The organism is Pseudomonas sp. B21-021 (genome assembly GCF_024749205.1).
In the GTDB taxonomy this organism is placed as follows: Bacteria; Pseudomonadota; Gammaproteobacteria; order Pseudomonadales; family Pseudomonadaceae; genus Aquipseudomonas; species Aquipseudomonas paraglycinae.
The window spans coordinates 1,282,917-1,301,872 of record NZ_CP087192.1; the positions used below are offsets into that span (position 1 = coordinate 1,282,917).

Sequence of the window (18,956 nt, forward strand, 5' to 3'; positions counted from 1 at the left end):
AGCCGGCCCCGGGTCGTTGCCCGAGACCAAAAGTTATTGAAGAACGAAATAATCGTAGCGCATCGAGACAGTGGTCACGAACGGCTCGGGCTGTTCGATGACCGCCGCGCGGCGCTCGGCACTGGCGCGCCAGCCGTGGGGCGTCATCGCCAGCAGGTTGGCGCGATCCTCGGGCTTGTCCAGCGTCAATTTGAATTCCAGGGTTTCACTGTGCGCCAGCGCCATGCCTTCCGGCACCAGGGCCAAATGCTTGTCGTCGGTGTATTCGCGCACTTCGTCGTACAGGCGCTCGCGCAGTTCCATCAGATGGCCGCTGGTCGGGCCGACTTTCATCAGACCGCCGCCAACACTGAGCAGGCGCTTGGCCTCTTCCCAGTCCAGCGGACTGAAAACGCTGGCCAGAAACTGGCAGCTGCCGGAAGCCAGTGGCACCCGGGCCATGCTGGCGATCAACCAGGTCAGCGCCGGATTGCGTTTGCAGGCGCGTTTGACCGCTTCCTTCGAGATATCCAGCGCGTAACCGTCAGCATCGGGCAAAGCTTCGGCGATCTGCGCGGTGTAGTAACCCTCGCCGCAACCGATATCGACCCAGCGCGCCGGCGCATAACCCGCCGCCAGCTCCGCCAGACGCTTGGCCACCGGCGCGTAATGCCCGGCGTTCAGAAAGTCGCGGCGGGCCTCGACCATGGCCTGGTTGTCGCCGGGATCGCGGCTGTTTTTGTGCTGCACCGGCAGCAGGTTCAGGTAACCCTGGCGCGCGCGGTCGAAGCGGTGGCCGGCAGGGCAGACCACGCCGTTGTCCACCGCGTTCAGCGGTTCACTGCAGATCGGGCACGCAAGCATCAGGCGAGCAACTTGATCAGGGTCTGGTAGTAGATCTCGGTCAGCACGTCGAGATCGGCCGCCAGCACGCGCTCGTTGACCTGGTGGATGGTCGCGTTGACCGGGCCCAGTTCAACCACTTGCGTACCCATAGTCGCGATGAAACGACCGTCGGAGGTGCCGCCGCTGGTGGACGCCTTGGTCTCGCGACCGGTGATCTGCTTGATGCTCGACGACACCGCGTCGAGCAGCGCGCCCGGCTCGGTGAGAAACGGCAGACCGGACAGCGCCCAGTCGATGTGCCAGTCCAGACCGTGCTTGTCGAGGATGTCGGCGACGCGTTTCTGCAGACCTTCAACGGTCGATTCGGTGGAGAAGCGGAAGTTGAACAACGCCACCAGATCACCCGGAATCACGTTGGTCGCGCCGGTGCCGGAGTTGACGTTGGAAATCTGGAAACTGGTCGGCGGGAAGAAGTCGTTGCCGTGATCCCAATGCTCGGCGGCCAGTTCGGCCAGAGCCGGGGCAGCGAGGTGGATCGGGTTCTTCGCCAGGTGCGGATAGGCCACGTGGCCCTGCACGCCGCGCACGGTCAGTTTGGCGCCGAGGGAGCCGCGACGACCGTTTTTCACCACGTCGCCCACCAGCGTGGTGCTCGACGGTTCGCCGACGATGCACCAGTCCAGACGCTCGTTACGGGCTGCCAGACGCTCGACCACTGCCTTGGTGCCGTGATGCGCCGGGCCTTCTTCGTCGCTGGTGATCAGGAACGCAACCTTGCCTTTGTGATCCGGGTAGTCGGCGACAAAGCGCTCGGCCGCAACGGTCATCGAGGCCAGGCTGCCTTTCATGTCCGCAGCGCCACGACCGCAAAGCATGCCGTGTTCGTCGATCACCGCGTTGAACGGGTCGATCTGCCAGGCAGTCACCGGGCCGGTCGGCACCACGTCGGTGTGGCCGGCGAAGCACAGCACCGGGCCGTCGTCTTTGCCGTGAGTCGCCCAGAAGTTATCCACATCTTCGATGCGCATCGGTTCCAGCTGGAAACCGGCATCGCCCAGGCGCTGCATCATCTGCTTCTGGCAATCGGCGTCGACCGGCGTCACGGACGGACGGCGGATCAGGTCGATGGCGAGTTGGAGGGTCGGCGAAAGGTCGGCGTGGGCCGTCATGGAAAACTCCGAAAGCTGGGGGCAAGGCGCGCAAAATGGCGGTTATCTTAAAGCAAAACGGCGACCATTGGCCGCCGTTTAGTGCATCCGGAAGGATTTAGACCACCGGTGCCGGTTCAGGCGCCGCCGATGGTTTTGGCAGCGACGACAGGAACGCCATGATCAGCGCCGCCACGTACGGCAGCGACTGCACCAGCAGCATGGCCACCCAGAAGCGCATGTCGTTGCTCGGAATGCCTTGCACCAGGAAGATCCCCAGCGCGGCGCCCCACAACAGCAGCATGATGAACAGCTCTTCCCGGGCCTCGGAAATCGCCACCCAGAAGCCATGGTTGTCGGCGTTTTTCGGGGTGCGGAAGAACGGAATGCTGCTGGTGAAGAAGCCGTACAGCACCGCTTTGGCGATGGTATGCGACAACGCCAGGCCGGCCAGTGCCGCGCAGAACGCATCCTTGAGGTTCACGCCCACGGCGCGACGGTAGAGGAAGATGATCTTGCCGACCTTGAACACGAACAGCGCCAGCGGCGGGATCGCAAAGATCAGCAGCGGCGGATCGACTCGTTGCGGCACGATGATCATCGCCGCCGACCACAACAGCGCGCCGACGGTGAAGAAGATGTTCATGCCATCCGCGACCCACGGCAGCCAGCCCGCGAGGAAGTGGTAACGCTGGCCGCGAGTCAGCTCGGTGTCCTTGCCGCGCAGCAGGCTGCGGGTGTGGCGCTTGATGATCTGAATCGCACCGTAGGCCCAGCGGAAACGCTGCTTCTTGAAGTCGATGAAGGTGTCCGGCATCAGACCCTTGCCATAGCTGTCGTGGTAATACGCCGCCGACAGGCCTTTCTCGAATACCCGCAGACCGAGTTCGGCGTCTTCACAGATGCACCAGTCGGCCCAGCCCAGTTCTTCCAGAACCGAGCGACGGGTCATGGTCATGGTGCCGTGCTGGATGATCGCGTCGCGGTCGTTGCGGGTGACCATGCCGATATGGAAGAAGCCTTTGTATTCGGCGTAGCAGAGCTTCTTGAAGGTGCTCTCGTTCTGGTCGCGGTAATCCTGCGGCGACTGCACCACGGCGATTTTCGGGTCGGCGAAGTGCGGCACCATGTGCTTGAGCCAGTTCGGGTGCACGCAGTAGTCCGAGTCGATCACCGCGATCACTTCGGCATCCTTGGCGGTATGCGGGATCAGGTAGTTCAGCGCGCCGCCCTTGAAACCGGCCAGGGGCGAGACGTGGAAGAACTTGAAACGCGGGCCGAGGGTTTCGCAGTAGTCGCGCACCGGTTCCCAGACCGCCGGGTCCTTGGTGTTGTTGTCGATGATCAGGACTTCGAAGTCCGGATAGTCGAGGTTGGCCAGGGCGTTGAGGGTCTGTTTGACCATCTCCGGCGGCTCGTTGTAGCAGGGCACGTGGATCGAGACTTTCGGGCGGTAGTCCGAATCGCCGACCACCGGCAGGAATTCACGGCGACGCTTGTGAATCCATACCGCTTCGGCCAGTTCGTGGGCCTCGGTCAGCAACACGATGAACACCCCGAGCGCACCGAGCGCCAGCAGGAAGCCCACCGTCAGGCTGAACCACGTGCTGTATTGCTGGCTGTAGTCGTAACCGATCCACACCAGCACCGAACCGCAGAGGAATGCGATGAAGGTCAGGAAGGTACGGCCGCGCTGACGCAGGGCCGAGCCGTCGATCATCAGCAGGGTCAGCGACAACAGCGCCAGCACCACCGAGCCGATGGCCAGCACGCGCCATTGCGGGATCGCCACCACCGGGCCTTCGAAGTTGAATTTCTGTTGGCGCGCGGCGTTGAACACGCCCCAGTAAGCGCCGACCGAACCTTCGTCGCTGGCCTTCCACGGCTGGTCAAACGCTTCGATCACGAAGTAGTTGAAGCCCTGGCGGTTGAGTTTGTTGACCAGCGTGCGCAGGTAGATCGCCTGATCCGCCGGCGACGCATCGGCGCCACCACGCATGCGGCCGTTGCTCGGCCAGCCCACTTCGGACAGCAGCAGCGGTTTTTTCGGGAACATCTTTTTCAGGTCGCGGGCGCGGTCGAAAACGAACTGCCCGGCCTTGTCCACCGGAATGAATTCCCAGTAGGGCAGAACGTGGGCGGCGATCAGGTCGACGTGCTTGGCCAGCTCCGGGTGCTCTTCCCAGACGTGCCACTGTTCGGAGGTGGTCACCGGCACTTTCACCGCTGCGCGCACGCGGTCGAGCAGCACGCTGAGTTGTTCGGCGGTGATTTCCTTGCGGAAGATCGCTTCGTTACCGACGACTACGCGAACCACGCTGCGCGAAGTGTTGGCCAGTTCGATGGCGCGGGTGATTTCCCGCTCGTTGCGTTCCTGGTCGGGGCTGATCCAGATCCCCAATGTCACGCGCAGGCCGAACTCCTCAGCCAGTTTCGGGATGTCCTGCAGGGAGCCGTCGACCGAGTAGATGCGGATGTTGTCCGTCAGCTTGCTCATGATCTCCAGGTCGCGGCGCATTTCATCGTCGGACGGATACTGATCCTTCTGTGGGAACTGTCCCTGCTGGAACGGTGAATAGGAGAAACCGGAGATCTGCTCCGGCCAGTTCGGCGCGGAGACGGGGCGGTTGATCAGCGCCCAGAAACCGGTAAACAGGGCGGCGATTGCCAGAACCACCACCAGGTTGAGTCCAAATTTACGCGATGACATAGCTGTGTCGGGTTCCAAAGGCTGTGGAACGAAGGGTCGGCTGGTTGACGCCAGGAGGGCGCGCATCCTACACCGGCAGTTCGCCGAGTCCTACAAGAGACAGGGAAATGCCGGACGTTGGGCAATCCAACCTGACTTAAGTTCTTTCGTTTCAGCGTGTAAGACAAATCTTTGTTACGTGCAGCTTTAATTAAAGCAGGCGCGTTCGCCGTTCATAGCGCAAAGATGCTCTTGGCCGCCGACGGCCCTATAATGCGCGCCGGTTTTTAGGGTAATGGTCATGAGTACAGAAGATCCGCGGTTTGCAGGCATCGCCCGTTTGTATGGCATCGAGGGCCTCGAGCGCCTGCGTGCAGCCCATGTGGCGATTGTCGGCGTCGGCGGCGTCGGTTCCTGGGCGGCGGAAGCCATGGCCCGTTGCGGGGTGGGCGAGATTTCGCTGTTCGACCTCGACGACGTCTGCGTCAGCAACGCCAACCGGCAGCTGCATGCGCTGGACAGCACCGTCGGCAAACCTAAGGTCGAGGTGATGGCCGAGCGTCTGCGCGGGATCAACCCGGACTGCAAGGTGCACGCCGTGGCGGACTTCGTCACCCGCGACACCATGGCCGAATACATCACGCCGAACATCGACTGTGTGATCGACTGCATCGACGCAGTCAACGCCAAGGCCGCGCTGATCGCCTGGTGCAAGCGGCGCAAGATCCAGATCATCACCACCGGCGGTGCCGGCGGGCAGATTGATCCGACGCTGATTCAGGTTTGCGACCTCAACCGTACGTTCAACGATCCTCTGGCTTCGAAAGTGCGCTCGACGCTGCGTCGCGACTACGGTTTCTCGCGCACCGTGACCCGCCATTACAGCGTGCCGTGCGTGTTCTCCACGGAACAGCTGCGCTATCCGAAACCGGACGGCAGCATTTGCCTGCAGAAGAGTTTTGTCGGCGACGGTGTGAAGCTGGACTGCGCCGGCGGGTTTGGCGCGGTGATGATGGTGACGGCGACGTTCGGCATGGTCGCGGCGACCAAGGCGGTGGACAAGATTGTGGCGGGCGTTCGGCGCCCGGCGGATCGGGTCAAGCCGCAGGCCTGAAGTACATGACTGCGTGACCGATCGCCGATCGTTCCCACGCTCTGCGTGGGAATGCCTCATTGGACGCTCCGCGTCCGCTTCGGCATGGGACGCGGAGCGTCCCGGGCTGCATTCCCACGCAGAGCGTGGGAACGATCAGTCAGGGGCGAGTTCACGCATCCGCTGCAGCACGGCATTCAAGCCATTGCTGCGCGATGGCGACAACTGCCGCGACAGTCCCAGCTGATTGAACCAGTCCGGCAGATCAACCAACTGCAATTCGCTCGCGGTCAAACCGTTGACCCGCAACAGCAGCAACGCCACCAAACCGCGAATCATCCGCGCATCGCTGCTCGCCGCGAACTGCCAGTGGCCATCGCGCAACTCTCCAACCAGCCACACCTGGCTTTCACAGCCGTGCACCCGATTGGCGTCGCATTTGTCTGCATCGCTCAACGACGGCAGGCGATCACCAAACTGCATCAATAGCCGCGCCCGCTGTTCCCAGCCGGCGGCGTTCTGAAACGTTTGCAGCGCCTCGGCGGCTTCGACCGGCAGGCTCATCGCAACAACTCCAGCGCCTGATCCAGCGCTTCAAAGAAGCGCTCCAGATCCTCGGAATCGTTGTACAGCGCCAGCGACACACGGATCGCCCCGGCCAGTTCGAAACGCTTGAGCAGTGGCATCGCGCAGTGATGCCCGGCACGTACGGCGATGCCCTGTTCGGTCAGCAAGTGCGCCAGATCGGCGTTGTGCACGCCTTCGACGACAAAACTGGCCAGCGCCAGTTGCGGCTTGCCCAGCAGACGGATGCCGTTGCGGGCCGCGAGGCCACGTAACAGGTAATCGTGCAGTGCTGCTTCGTGGGCGGACACCGCGTCCTGATCCAGACCCGCGAGGTAGTCGAGAGTCGCACCAAGTCCGATCACACTGGCAATCGGCGGCGTTCCCGCCTCAAAGCCCAGTGGGGCAGGGCGGAAACGGGATTCGTGATAGTTGGCTTCCAGCACCATCTCGCCACCGAACTGCCAAGGGCGCAGTTGCTCCAGCGCTGCGTTGCGTCCGAACAGCACGCCGAGGCCATCGGGGCCGTACAGTTTGTGGCTGGAAAAAACGTAAAAGTCGCAACCTAGCGCCTGCACGTCATGCCGGCCGTGAACCACGCCTTGAGCGCCATCGACCACGGTCAGCGCGTTGTGCGCCTTGGCCATCGCCAGTAGCGCCGGCAACGGTTGCCAGGCGCCAAGCACGTTGGACAGCTGACTGACCGCCAGCAAGCGGGTGCGTGGGCCGATCAGGTGAACGGCGGCGGCGAGGTCGATCACGCCGTCATCGTCCAGCGGCAGGATCACCAGCTTCAGGTCGCGACGTTGCGCCAGTTGCTGCCACGGCAGCAGGTTGGCGTGATGCTCCAGGGCGCTGATGACAATTTCATCGCCCGGATGGAAAAGATGTTCCAGGCCATAGGCCAGGAGATTCAGCGCACTTGTGGCGCCGTGGGTGAAGATGATCTGCCCGCTGTCACCGGCATTCAGCCACTGGGCAACCTTCAGGCGGCTGTCCTCGAACGCCTGCGTGGCGTGGGCGCCGGGCAGATGCTGCGCACGATGCACGTTGGCCGCGCCATTGGCGTAGTAATGCGCCAGCGCGTCGAGCAGGGCCTGGGGTTTTTGCGTGGTGGCGGCGTTGTCCAGGTAAGTCTGGTCTTGCCGTTGCAGGGCGGCGATGGCCGGGAAATCGGCGCGCCAGGGGGAGGGAATCATCATCTGTTCAGCCCTGTGAACTTGGGCGGGTGTAAACCGAACCTTGTGGGAGCGGGCTTGCTCGCGAAAGCGTCGTGTCAGTCGAAATCAAGGGTGACTGACACACCGTCTTCGCGAGCAAGCCCGCTCCCACAGGAGGTCACAGCGGCGCTTAGTTGTGAGCGTGCAGCGCTTCGTTCAGTTCGATCGCCGATTTGTGGGTTTTGCATTCCACAGCGCCGGTTTCCGAATTGCGACGGAACAGCAGGTCAGTCTGACCTGCCAGATCACGGGCCTTGACCACTTTGACCAGGTTGTTGTGCTCGTCCAGCAGCGCCACCTTGGTGCCGGCGGTCACGTACAGGCCCGACTCGACGGTGTTACGGTCGCCCAACGGGATACCGATACCGGCGTTGGCGCCGATCAGGCAGCCTTCGCCGACCTTGATCACGATGTTGCCGCCGCCCGACAGGGTGCCCATGGTCGAGCAACCGCCGCCCAGGTCCGAACCCTTGCCGACGAATACGCCAGCGGAAACGCGGCCTTCGATCATGCCAGGGCCTTCGGTGCCGGCGTTGAAGTTGATGAAACCTTCGTGCATCACGGTGGTGCCTTCGCCCACGTAGGCGCCCAGGCGCAGACGTGCAGCGTCAGCGATACGCACGCCGGCCGGTACCACGTAGTCGGTCATTTTCGGGAACTTGTCCACCGAGAACACTTCCACCAGCTCGCCGCGCAGACGGGCTTCGAGTTGCAGCTCGGCCAGTTCGCTCAGGTCGATCGCGCCCTGGCTGGTCCAGGCCACGTTTGGCAGCAGCGGGAAGATCCCGGCCAGGCTCACGCCGTGCGGCTTGACCAGACGATGGGACAGCAGATGCAGCTTCAGATAAGCCTCAGGAGTCGAGGTCAGCTGAGTGTCTTCGGCCAGCAGGGTGGCGACCAGCGGCTTGTGGCTTTCGGCCAGACGGGTCAGCAACTTGCCTTGTACCGCGTCGATGCCTTTCACGGCTTCAGCCAGTTGCGCAGCTTGTGCGGTGGTGAAGGTGATGGCCTGGTTGCCTTCGGTGTAGCCGAGGATCGGTGCAACAGCGGCGACCAGTTCAGCCGAAGGATTCAACAGCGGCTGGGCGTAGAACACTTCCAGCCATGCGCCTTGACGGTTCTGGGTGCCGACGCCGAAGGCAATACTGAACAGGGAGTTGGACATGTGAATACCTCTACAAAAAGTGACGGGCTGCTTACTTGAGGGCGGCCGCGTAGATATCTGGCTTGAAGCCAATCAGGGTTCGGTCACCGAGATCGAGCACCGGGCGCTTGATCATCGAGGGTTGAGCGAGCATCAGTTCGATGGCTTTCGATTGGTCGAGATCGGCTTTGCGTTCGTCGTCGAGTTTGCGAAAGGTCGTGCCTGCGCGGTTCAACACCGTTTGCCAGCCATGCTCGTCGCACCATTGGGTCAGGTGCTCGCGGTCAATGCCGGCGGTCTTGTAATCGTGGAAGTCATAGCTGACAGCGTGTTCATCGAGCCAGGTGCGCGCCTTTTTCATGGTGTCGCAGGCTTTGATGCCGAAAAGGTGCAACGTTTTGCTTGAAATGGTCAAGGAATTGCCCCCTTTACAGGTGCTGGAAAAAAATGGTGTCGGATTATGCCATGACCAGACGGTTTCGCGGCGCCGAGGTTGCTATTGCTGTGGGCGCCTGCGACATAGGTGCAACGGTCAGCCACAGCCTAAGCGGCTAATATGGCAGTTCAACGCTGTCGATTGTCCGGGATTTCCGCTTTATGCAAACTGCTTATACCGTCCTGATCCTGCTGATGCTGGTCAGTGTCTCGCGCCTGGTGGGACGGGTGATTCCGCTGCCATTGCCGCTGGTACAGATCGCCGCTGGCGCCTTGCTGGCCTGGCCGACCCTCGGCCTGCACGTGGCCCTCGATCCCGAACTGTTCCTGTTTCTGTTCCTGCCGCCGCTGCTGTTTTCCGATGGCTGGCGCATGCCCAAGCGCGAATTGTGGCGCCTGCGCGGGCCGGTGCTGACGCTCGCGGTGGGGTTGGTGCTGTTTACCGTGGTCGGTGCCGGTTACTTCATTCATTGGCTGCTGCCGACAATTCCATTGCCGGTGGCCTTTGCGCTGGCGGCGGTGCTGTCGCCGACCGACGCCGTGGCGGTCTCGGCGATTTCGCAGAACCGCTTGCCCACACCGCTGATGCATATGTTGCAGGGCGAGGCGTTGATGAACGATGCCTCGGGTCTGGTGACGTTCAAGTTCGCCTTGGTTGCGGCGGTGACCGGCGCGTTTTCCCTGGCCAATGCCAGTCTGACCTTCGTGCTGGTCGCGGTCGGCGGGCTGGCAGTCGGCGTGGCGCTGAGCTGGCTGGTCGGAAGGTTGCGCGCCTGGATGATCGCGCGGGGCTGGGATGATCCGGCGACCCACGTGGTGTTCATGTTGCTGCTGCCATTCGCCGCTTACGTGCTGGCCGAACGGCTCGGCGCCTCGGGCATTCTTTCGGCAGTGGCAGCGGGGATGATGCAGAGCTGGCTCGACCTGCTGCCGCGCCAGACAAGCACCCGTTTGCTCAACCGCAGTGTGTGGTCGTTGCTGGAATTCGCCTTCAATGGCTTGATCTTCCTGCTGCTCGGTCTGCAACTGCCGGACATTATCAAGGCGGTGGTCAGTCACGAGACGTCATTGTGGCCGACGCTGTTCTACCGCTGCCTCGACGTGGTGGCGATTTTTCTGGCGCTGGTGCTGTTGCGTTTCATCTGGGTGCAGAGCATCTGGCGTCTGTCGGTGCTGCTGCGCCGTCTGCGTGGCAAAGGTGATCTGACACAAGTGCCGACCGCCCGTTCCTGCTGGTTGCTGACCGTCGGTGGCGTGCGCGGGGCGGTGACGCTGGCGGGCGTGATGTCGGTGCCGATGCTGATGGGCAGCGAGGCGTTCCCCGAGCGCGATCTGCTGATCTTCATCGCCGCCGGGGTGATCCTGTTGTCGCTGGTGGCGGCCTGTATTGCGCTGCCGTTGCTGTTGCGCGGCATCGAAAAGAGCCCGGACGACAAACGCCGGCAGGAAGTGCGCGACGCCTGGCGCAAGACTGCGGAAGCAGCGATTCATGCGCTGGAAACCGAAGAGGTCAACCCGCGGGACGCCGCGCAAGCCGCACTGGCAGCGGAGCTCAAGGCGCGGATCATGTCCGAGTATCGCCATCAACTGGAGGTGTTCAACGATTCGGCCGAAGCCCAGGCGCTGGCGTTCCAGATGGATCTGCTGGAGCGCCGTCTGCGGCTCAAGGCACTGCGCGCGCAACGCCTCGAGTTGTACAGCCTCAGCCGTCAGCACCAGATCGGTGATGACGTGCTGAGGGAAGTTTTGGGCGAGCTCGACTTGAGTGAGGCCAACCTGGGGCAGGTCAAATAGGCAAAGCGTTAACCGGGGTAGAGCAATCTCATCAGGCGTTTGTCTTTCTTGCTGATCGTGCGGTTGATCGGCACTTCCCAGTTGCCCACCGTCAAAGTGTTGGCCACGGGGTGGTGCATGATCGACCTGCGATCGTAGGCGGTGTAGATCGCGTCCAGCGTGTCGAAGGAGGCGAACAGGTTTCTGTCGACCTGCTCCTCGGTCAGCGGGTTCATCTCGCGATTTTTGTAGAACTCATACACCTTCGGTTTATCCCACGGAATCTTTGCCTGTGGGTGCTGATGTTCATGCAGCGCGCCCAGTGCATGCCCGAACTCGTGCATCACGATCACTTCGAAGTCCTGGTGATCCGGCTTTACGCCCAGGTTCATGGTCGGATAGTCCGGATGAATCAGCAGCGCATCGGTGCCGAGCATCGAACTGTTGTCGTTGTTTTTAGTGGCGATGCGGATGTCGCCCAGCAGGTCATCGACGAATTCGAACGTGAGGTTGATGTACGGCAACCACTGGCTGGCGGCGTCGATGATCTTCTTTTTGTGATCGGTATCGGGCGCATCCAGAAAGGCGATCTTCAGTGTGCGGCCATTGGCCCACAGTTTTGAGTAGTTGACGACGGAGCGCTTGCGGCGAGTGCCGGTCGCGGTGCCGGCATTGGCCGGATTTTCGTTGATGGCGGCTATATACGCCGCCTGATCGTCGGGCCATTGATTGAGTTGGCAATCGAGCAGTTCTGTCATTTTTCACTTCTTCCATGAAGTCAAAGGTCGGTTTTTAGTGATGCGCAGCGAACGGCGCCGCTCAAGACTAACGTCTGGCGCGCAGGGGAGCTGGGTAGAAAAGGAGGGGAACTGTTACGTGATATTTGATCGCCCGTGCCGGATTGCCCGGCACGGGCGTTCAGGCATTACTTGTGGCGCAAAACGAAATCGCGGATGCGTTCGGCAGCCTCGACGCATTCCACCAGCGGCGCAACCAGTGCCATGCGCACGCGCCCGGCGCCCGGGTTGACGCCATCGACGTCGCGGGACAGATACGAACCCGGCACCACGGTCACGTGTTCTTCGGCAAACAGATCCCGGCAGAACGCGGCATCGTCACCTTGCACATTCGGCCACAGGTAGAAGCTGCCATCCGGACGCTGCACGTCCATCACCGGGCTGAGGATCGCCAGCACGGCATCGAACTTCTCGCGATACAGCGCACGGTTGGCGCGTACGTGTACTTCGTCATTCCACGCGGCGACGCTGGCCAATTGGGTCTGAACCGGCATCGCGCAGCCGTGGTAGGTGCGGTACAGCAGGAAGCCCTTGAGGATGTCGGCGTCGCCGGCAACGAAACCGGAGCGCAGGCCCGGCAGGTTCGAGCGCTTGGACAGGCTGTGGAACACCACGCAGCGCTTGAAGTCCTTGCGACCCAGTTCGGCGCAGGCGCTGAGCAGGCCCGGCGGCGGAGTCTGTTCGTCGAAGTACAGTTCGCTGTAGCACTCGTCGGCGGCGATCACGAAGTCGTATTCGTCGGCCAGGGCGATCAGCTTTTTCAGCACGTCGACCGGAATCAGCGCGCCGGTCGGGTTGCCCGGCGAGCACAGGAACAGGATCTGGCAGCGTTTCCAGATGTCCGGCGAAACGGCGTCGAAATCCGGGTTGAAGCCGTTCTCGTCCAGGCATGGCAGGTAGTGCGGCTTGGCGCCGGCGAGGAACGCTGCGCCTTCGTAGATCTGATAGAACGGGTTCGGGCTGACGACCAGCGCGTCATCGCCACGGTTGACCACGGTCTGGGTGAAGGCGAACAGCGCTTCACGGGTGCCGTTGACCGGCAGCACGTTGCGCGCCGGGTCGATCCAGCCGCCCGGCACGCTGAAGCGACGCTCGCACCAGGCGGCGATGGCTTCGCGCAGGGCCGGAATCCCGAGGGTGGTCGGGTACACCGCCATCTGATCCAGATTGTTCGCCAAAGCCTCGGCGACAAAACTCGGCGAGCGATGCTTCGGTTCGCCGATGGACAGCGCGATCGGGCGCTTGTCCGGGTTTGGCGTGACGCTGCCGAGCAGGGCGCGGAGCTTTTCGAACGGGTAGGGCTGAAGCTGGGACAGAGCGTTGTTCATCGGTGCGGGATCTCGTGCAAAGCGGTTGAATCCGGGCGCGCAATCAAATGCTGATGCGCGACAGTTTGATATCGGGTTCCTGATTGACGCTCAGCTGTTCGACGATGGCATCCTGCAAACGGCTGCACAGCAGCGGGTCGGACAGCGGTTGATTGTGGGCGTCGGTGATGAAGAACACGTCTTCCACCCGCTCGCCCAGGGTGGCGATCTTGGCGTTCTGCAGCGACAGATCGAACTCGAGGAAAATCCCGCCGACCCGTGCCAGCAGGCCCGGGCGATCCGGTGCCGTGAGCTCCAGCACCGTTACCGGGCGCTGGGCGTCGTTGTGGATCGTCACCTGCGGGGCGAACGCGAAATGCTTGAGCTGGCGCGGCACCCGACGCTGGATGATCGTCGGGTAGTCGGCCGGGTTGCGCAGGGCTTCGGTCAGGCCGTCGCGAATCTGTTTGACGCGGACCGGATTGTCGCCGATCGAGTCGCCATCGGTGTCGAGCACGATGTAGGTGTCGAGGGTGAACTGGCTGCTGGACGTGATGACCCGGGCGTCGTGAATGTTCAGGTTGAGCTGGTCCATCGCGGCCACGGTCACGGCGAAGAAGTCGTGCTGGTCCGGCGCGTAGATGAAGATCTGCGTGCCGCCCTCGAATTCGCGCTGGGTGGTTTCCTTGATCAGCACCAGCGGACCGCCGTCGGCCGGTTGCTGGAGGATCGCGTCGGTGTGCCAGGCCACGTCGCCGGCGGTGTGGCGCAGGAAGTAGTCGTCGCCCAGTTGCGCCCACAATTGCTCGACGTCATCCGGATCGGTGCCGCCGCGTACCAGGATGTCCAGCGCCGCACTCTGGGTCTGGCGGATCTGCTCTTCGCGATCCACCGGATTCTCCAGGCCACGGCGCAGGGCGCGCTTGGTCTCGGTGTAGAGCTGGCGCAACAGGCTGGCGCGCCACGAGTTCCACAAGGTCGGGTTGGTCGCGTTGATGTCGGCCACGGTCAGCACGTACAGGTAGTCGAGACGGGTTTCGTCACCGACCGCCAGCGCAAAGTCATGAATCACCTGCGGGTCGGACAGGTCCTTGCGTTGGGCAGTGGTCGACATCACCAGGTGGTTCTGCACCAGCCACACGATCAGGCGGCTGTCCCACACCGGCAGTTGGTGACGCTGGCAGAACGCCTCGGCATCGACCGCGCCGATCTCCGAGTGATCGCCATGCCGGCCCTTGCCGATGTCGTGATACAGGCCCGCCATATAGATGAGTTCAGGTTTGGGCAGTTTGGCCATGAGCTTGGCGGCCAGCGGGAATTTCTCCGACACCTGGGTGTACTGCAACTTGCGCAGGTGTTTGATCAGATTCAGCGTGTGCGCATCGACCGTATAGATGTGGAACAGGTCGTGCTGCATCTGCCCGACGATAAAGCCGAACTCCGGCAGGTAGCGCCCGAGAATGCCGTAGCGGTTCATCCGCCGCAGGTTGCGGTGGATGCCGATCTTGCACTTGAACAGCTCGATGAACAGGCTGGTGTTGCGGATGTCGTTGCGGAAGTTGTCATCGATCAGGTGACGGTTTTCCCGCAGCAGACGAATGGTGTCGGCGCGCACACCTTTGATTTCCGGCTGCTGGGCCATCAGCACGAAGATCTCGAGCATGGCGAACGGCGTGCGGCGGAACACGTTGTCGTTGCGTGCCTCGATGTAGCCGTCGTGCAGCTGGAAGCGCGAGTTGATCGGCTGCGGCGGCGCTTCGTCTTCCGGAGCGAGGATGACTTCCTCGAAGTGCTGGATGATCAGGTCGCTGAGCTGGGCAATGCTCATCACCACCCGGAAATACTGCTGCATGAAGTTTTCGACGGCCTGTTTGGCGTCGTCACCTTCAAAGCCCAGCAGCCCGGCAATGGTGCGCTGGTGATCGAACAGCAGGCGGTCTTCGGAGCGACCGGCGAGCATGTGCAGGGCGTAACGCACCTTCCAGAGGAATTCTTGGGAGGACGCGAGCAAGGCGTTTTCGCTCTCGACCAAGAATCCTTCGCCGGCCAGGGCGCGCAGGTTCAGGGTGCCGTACTGACGACGGGCCACCCACAGAATCGTCTGAATATCCCGTAATCCGCCCGGCGAGCCTTTGACGTTGGGTTCCAGGTTGTATTCGGTGTCGTTGTACTTGTGGTGGCGGGCCTTCTGCTCGGCGCGCTTGGCCAGGAAGAAATCCTTGCTCGGCCACATGTGTGCGGTGCTGGTGACGTCGAGCATGCGCTGGCGCAGGCGCTCGGGGCCGCAGATGGTGCGGCTTTCCATCAGATTGGTGACCACCGTCAGGTCGGCGCGGGCCTCTTCGGCGCATTCGTCGACGGAGCGAACGCTCTGACCGACTTCCAGGCCGATGTCCCACAGCAGCGTCAGAAAACGCTCGATGGAATCGCGGAAAATTTCGTGGTCGGCGCTGTCCAGCAGGATCAGAAGGTCGATGTCGGAATAGGGGTGCAATTCGCCGCGGCCGTAGCCGCCGACCGCGACCAGCGCGATGTCGGCGTCTTCGCTCCAGTCGAACTGGTCCCAGGCTTTTTGCAGGATGTTGTCGACGAACCATGCCCGGTCTTCGATCAGTCGCCGGATGTCGCGACCGGCCCGAAAACGTGCATCGAGCACCTCGCGGGCCTGGCGGATCGCCTTCTTGAACGCCGCGATGGGACTCGCTTTCAGGGCCAGTTCAGCCTGGAACTGACCGCGGTCGAAGAGTTCGGGATCCACCTGCGGCATCGATTGGCTTTCCTTCTATAGGCTGGGAACGGTGTCTGGATCAGGCCGAGATGCGCGGGATGGTGTCGTCGCTGCGCAGGGTGAAAATCTCGTAGCCGGTGTCTGTGACAAGCAAAGTGTGTTCCCACTGTGCCGACAGCTTGCGATCCTTAGTGATCGCGGTCCAGCCGTCGCCCAGTACTTTGGTGTCGGCCTTGCCCTGGTTGATCATCGGCTCGATGGTGAAGGTCATGCCGGCCTTCAGTTCCATGCCGGTGCCGGCGCGGCCGTAGTGCAGGATCTGCGGCTCTTCGTGGAACACTTTGCCGATGCCGTGACCGCAGAACTCGCGCACCACCGAGAAGCCGTTCTTTTCAGCGTGCTTCTGGATGATTTCGCCGATGTCGCCGAGGCGGCAGCCGGGTTTGACGATTTCGATCGCCTTGTACATGCATTCCTGGGTGACCTGCGACAGGCGCTCGGCCCAGACCGGCACGGTACCGACGTGGAACATGCGGCTGGTGTCGCCGTGGTAACCGTCCTTGATCACGGTGACGTCGATGTTCAGGGTGTCGCCGTTTTTCAGCGGCTTGTCGTTCGGGATACCGTGGCAGACCACGTGGTTGATCGAGGTGCAGATCGACTTCGGGTAGCCCTTGTAGTTGAGCGGGGCAGGGATGGCCTGCTGCACGTTGACGATATAGTCGTGGCAGATCTGGTTCAGCTCATCGGTGGTCACGCCCGGCTTGACGTGCTCGGCAATCATTTCCAGCACATCGGCGGCCAGTTTGCCGGCGACACGCATGCCAGCGATGTCCTCGGGGGTTTTGAGGGTGACGGTCATACAGGCTCTCTCTGCGCTCGGCGGCGCTTTGCTGATACGAACAGGGGCGCGGCTGTTGATATGGCGGCCCCGAAAAACGCGATTCTAACAGACCAAAGGCGCAAATCCGCGCCTGCGTGCATCGCTTCTCTCTATACAATGCGGTGCATTGTCCCGATTCCAAGGGGCTGGCGCGCATGTCCCTGACGCGATTGCAGATTCCGGGTTCCGTTTGCGTCGTCCCTGTGGTATAAAATGCGCCGCTTTCCGGGGATAGCCCCGAGAGCATTAACCCACACACGTGTCGACACGATGGCCTGGGTGCCGTTGATCCTCGGATCAATGGTTGGTCATTGGGATACGTGGAGGCCCAACCCGACTTATCAAGGAACTATCATGTCCCAAGTCAACATGCGCGATATGCTGAAGGCCGGTGTGCACTTCGGTCACCAAACCCGTTACTGGAATCCGAAAATGGGTAAATACATTTTCGGCGCGCGTAACAAGATTCACATCATCAACCTTGAAAAAACCCTGCCAATGTTCAACGAAGCTCTGACTTTCGTAGAGCGTCTGGCCCAGGGCAAAAACAAGATTCTGTTCGTCGGCACCAAGCGTTCCGCTGGCAAGATCGTTGCTGAAGAAGCAGCACGTTGCGGTTCGCCGTACGTCGATCACCGCTGGTTGGGCGGCATGCTGACCAACTTCAAGACCATTCGTGCTTCCATCAAGCGTCTGCGTGACCTTGAAGTACAAGCCGAAGACGGTACTTTCGCCAAGCTGACCAAGAAAGAAGCGCTGATGCGCACTCGCGATCTTGAGAAGCTGGATCGCTCCCTGGGCGGCATCAAGGACATGGGCGGTCTGCCAGACGCACTGTTCGTGATCGACGTTGACCACGAGCGCATCGCGATCACCGAAGCCAACAAGCTGGGCATCCCGGTCATCGGCGTTGTCGATACCAACAGCAGCCCGGAAGGCGTTGACTACATCATCCCAGGCAACGATGACGCAATCCGCGCTATCCAGCTGTACATGGGTTCGATGGCTGACGCAGTCATCCGCGGTCGCAACAACGTTGCTGGCGGTACTGTAGAATTCGCAGCTGAAGAAACTCAGGCTGCAGCTGAGTAATTGACGCCCTGGCGTTGACTCAGTAAGCAAAAAGGGGGCTTGGCCCCCTTTTTGCCACCTCGAAAACCATTTGTCGGCAGCGCAGCTACAGCATCTGTAACGTGCAGCGGCTACAAGGTGGCTCGGGAAGAATTGAACGCCCGTTCGATCGGGTGGAATGGTTGAAAACCTATCCAAGAGGAATTTGAAAATGGCAGCAATTACTGCAGCGTTGGTCAAAGAACTGCGCGAGCGTACCGGCGAAGGCATGATGGATTGCAAGAAAGCCCTGGAAAAGGCTGGCGGCGACATCGAAAAAGCCATTGATGACATGCGTGCTTCGGGCGCGATCAAGGCTGCCAAGAAAGCTGGCAACGTTGCCGCTGAAGGCGCTATCGCCATCAAGGACGACGGCAAGGCTGCCGTTCTGATCGAAGTCAACTCGCAGACCGACTTCCTGGCTCTGCAGGACGACTTCAAAAACTTCGTTGCTGCCAGCGTTGACAAAGCATTCGCTGACAAGCTGACCGACGCAGCTCCGCTGATCGCTGCTCAAGAGGCCGCTCGCGAAGCACTGGTTGCCAAAGTAGGCGAGAACGTCAACATCCGTCGCCTGGTGCGCGTAGAAGGCGACGTAGTCGGCACCTACCTGCACGGCAACAAAATCGGTGTTGCTGTTGTCCTGAAAGGCGGCGACGTCGAGCTGGCCAAAGACATCGCAATGCACGTTGCTGCAAGCAACCCTGAGTTCCTGCTGCCTTCGCAAGTCTCCGATGAAGCGATCGAGCGTGAAAAAGCTGTGTTCCTGCAGCTGAACGAAGAAAAAATCAAAGGCAAGCCAGAAAACATTGTTGAGAACATGGTCAAAGGCCGTATCAGCAAGTTCCTGGCAGAAGCAAGCCTGGTTGAGCAGGCGTTCGTCAAGAACCCTGAAATCAAGGTTGGCGAGCTGGCCAAGAAAGGCGGCGCTGAAATCGTTTCCTTCACCTACTTCAAAGTAGGCGAAGGCATCGAGAAGCCGGTCGACAACTTCGCTGAAGAAGTTGCTGCTCAGCTGGCTGCCGCCAAGCAATAAGACGGTTTTTCAACTGTCGCCCGAAAGAGGCTGCCCGCTCACGCGCGCAGCCTCTTTTCAGATAGGGTTACCAATTTTTAATTGGTTTCCCCTTGGAACTGACTTACAAAGCCATGTTCCGATGGCGCTGAAGCAGCGCCAAGCTAGAGTGAACGCCAGCTGTAAACAGCTCGCAAAGAATTTTTAAAATACGCCGCAGGAGAG

15 protein-coding genes are annotated in these 18,956 nt (G+C 61.4%); 4 read left to right on the top strand and 11 right to left on the bottom strand.

Going from position 1 to position 18,956, the window contains the following annotated elements; genetic code table 11:
• Positions 1-33: 33 nt before the first annotated feature.
• The 3 genes from LOY31_RS05575 to LOY31_RS05585 all read right to left on the bottom strand — a co-directional run bounded on the left by LOY31_RS05575 (position 34) and on the right by LOY31_RS05585 (position 4,683).
• Positions 34-843: a putative RNA methyltransferase gene (locus LOY31_RS05575; protein WP_007954754.1), complete on the bottom strand. Its 810-nt coding sequence runs from the start codon at positions 841-843 to the stop codon at positions 34-36.
• Complete coding sequence (dapE, locus tag LOY31_RS05580; protein WP_085605201.1) at positions 843-1,994, bottom strand: succinyl-diaminopimelate desuccinylase; 1,152 nt, start codon at positions 1,992-1,994, stop codon at positions 843-845. Before dapE ends, LOY31_RS05575 begins: the two co-directional genes overlap by 1 nt.
• Before the next feature lie 97 nt (positions 1,995-2,091).
• Entirely contained in the window at positions 2,092-4,683 is a 2,592-nt protein-coding gene (locus LOY31_RS05585; protein WP_074691288.1) for a glycosyltransferase, read from the bottom strand.
• Positions 4,684-4,957: 274 nt separating this feature from the next.
• Here LOY31_RS05585 and tcdA point away from each other — a divergent pair, with 274 nt between their 5' ends.
• Entirely contained in the window at positions 4,958-5,776 is an 819-nt protein-coding gene (gene tcdA / locus LOY31_RS05590; RefSeq protein ID WP_039769652.1) for a tRNA cyclic N6-threonylcarbamoyladenosine(37) synthase TcdA, read from the top strand.
• A 135-nt stretch (positions 5,777-5,911) separates the two neighbouring features.
• Here tcdA and LOY31_RS05595 read toward each other — a convergent pair whose 3' ends face one another.
• The 4 genes from LOY31_RS05595 to LOY31_RS05610 form a co-directional block, all read right to left on the bottom strand.
• Complete coding sequence (locus LOY31_RS05595) at positions 5,912-6,319, bottom strand: SufE family protein (RefSeq protein WP_258712952.1); 408 nt, start codon at positions 6,317-6,319, stop codon at positions 5,912-5,914.
• Complete coding sequence (locus tag LOY31_RS05600; protein WP_258712953.1) at positions 6,316-7,521, bottom strand: aminotransferase class V-fold PLP-dependent enzyme; 1,206 nt, start codon at positions 7,519-7,521, stop codon at positions 6,316-6,318. The genes LOY31_RS05595 and LOY31_RS05600 overlap by 4 nt, the downstream gene beginning before the upstream one ends.
• A 148-nt stretch (positions 7,522-7,669) precedes the next feature.
• Complete coding sequence (gene dapD, locus LOY31_RS05605; protein WP_258712954.1) at positions 7,670-8,704, bottom strand: 2,3,4,5-tetrahydropyridine-2,6-dicarboxylate N-succinyltransferase; 1,035 nt, start codon at positions 8,702-8,704, stop codon at positions 7,670-7,672.
• A gap of 31 nt (positions 8,705-8,735) precedes the next feature.
• The gene (locus LOY31_RS05610; RefSeq protein ID WP_221532918.1) at positions 8,736-9,098 is read right to left on the bottom strand and encodes an ArsC family reductase; all 363 of its coding nucleotides are present in this window, start codon (positions 9,096-9,098) and stop codon (positions 8,736-8,738) included.
• 182 nt (positions 9,099-9,280) lie between these two features.
• On the opposite strand from LOY31_RS05610, the gene LOY31_RS05615 reads away from it, so the two are divergent.
• Positions 9,281-10,912, top strand: a complete 1,632-nt coding sequence (locus LOY31_RS05615) for a Na+/H+ antiporter (protein WP_258712955.1) — start codon at positions 9,281-9,283, stop codon at positions 10,910-10,912.
• 8 nt (positions 10,913-10,920) lie between these two features.
• On the opposite strand, the gene LOY31_RS05620 is transcribed toward LOY31_RS05615, so the two are convergent.
• The 4 genes from LOY31_RS05620 to map form a co-directional block, all read right to left on the bottom strand.
• The gene (locus LOY31_RS05620) at positions 10,921-11,649 is read right to left on the bottom strand and encodes a M12 family metallopeptidase (protein WP_221532917.1); all 729 of its coding nucleotides are present in this window, start codon (positions 11,647-11,649) and stop codon (positions 10,921-10,923) included.
• A gap of 167 nt (positions 11,650-11,816) precedes the next feature.
• On the bottom strand, positions 11,817-13,016 hold the full coding sequence (gene dapC, locus LOY31_RS05625; RefSeq protein ID WP_258712956.1) for a succinyldiaminopimelate transaminase: 1,200 nt from the start codon (positions 13,014-13,016) through the stop codon (positions 11,817-11,819).
• Between the two features lie 43 nt (positions 13,017-13,059).
• A complete protein-coding gene (locus LOY31_RS05630) occupies positions 13,060-15,762 on the bottom strand; it encodes a [protein-PII] uridylyltransferase (RefSeq protein ID WP_007954768.1) in 2,703 nt (900 codons plus the stop codon).
• Positions 15,763-15,802: 40 nt separating this feature from the next.
• Positions 15,803-16,585 (bottom strand): type I methionyl aminopeptidase, encoded by a 783-nt coding sequence (gene map, locus LOY31_RS05635; RefSeq protein ID WP_039769663.1) that lies wholly within the window; start codon positions 16,583-16,585, stop codon positions 15,803-15,805.
• Between the two features lie 375 nt (positions 16,586-16,960).
• On the opposite strand from map, the gene rpsB reads away from it, so the two are divergent.
• Positions 16,961-17,698 (top strand): 30S ribosomal protein S2, encoded by a 738-nt coding sequence (gene rpsB, locus LOY31_RS05640; protein ID WP_008052780.1) that lies wholly within the window; start codon positions 16,961-16,963, stop codon positions 17,696-17,698.
• Positions 17,699-17,888: 190 nt separating this feature from the next.
• Entirely contained in the window at positions 17,889-18,752 is an 864-nt protein-coding gene (tsf, locus tag LOY31_RS05645) for a translation elongation factor Ts (RefSeq protein ID WP_011332682.1), read from the top strand.
• Positions 18,753-18,956: the final 204 nt, after the last annotated feature.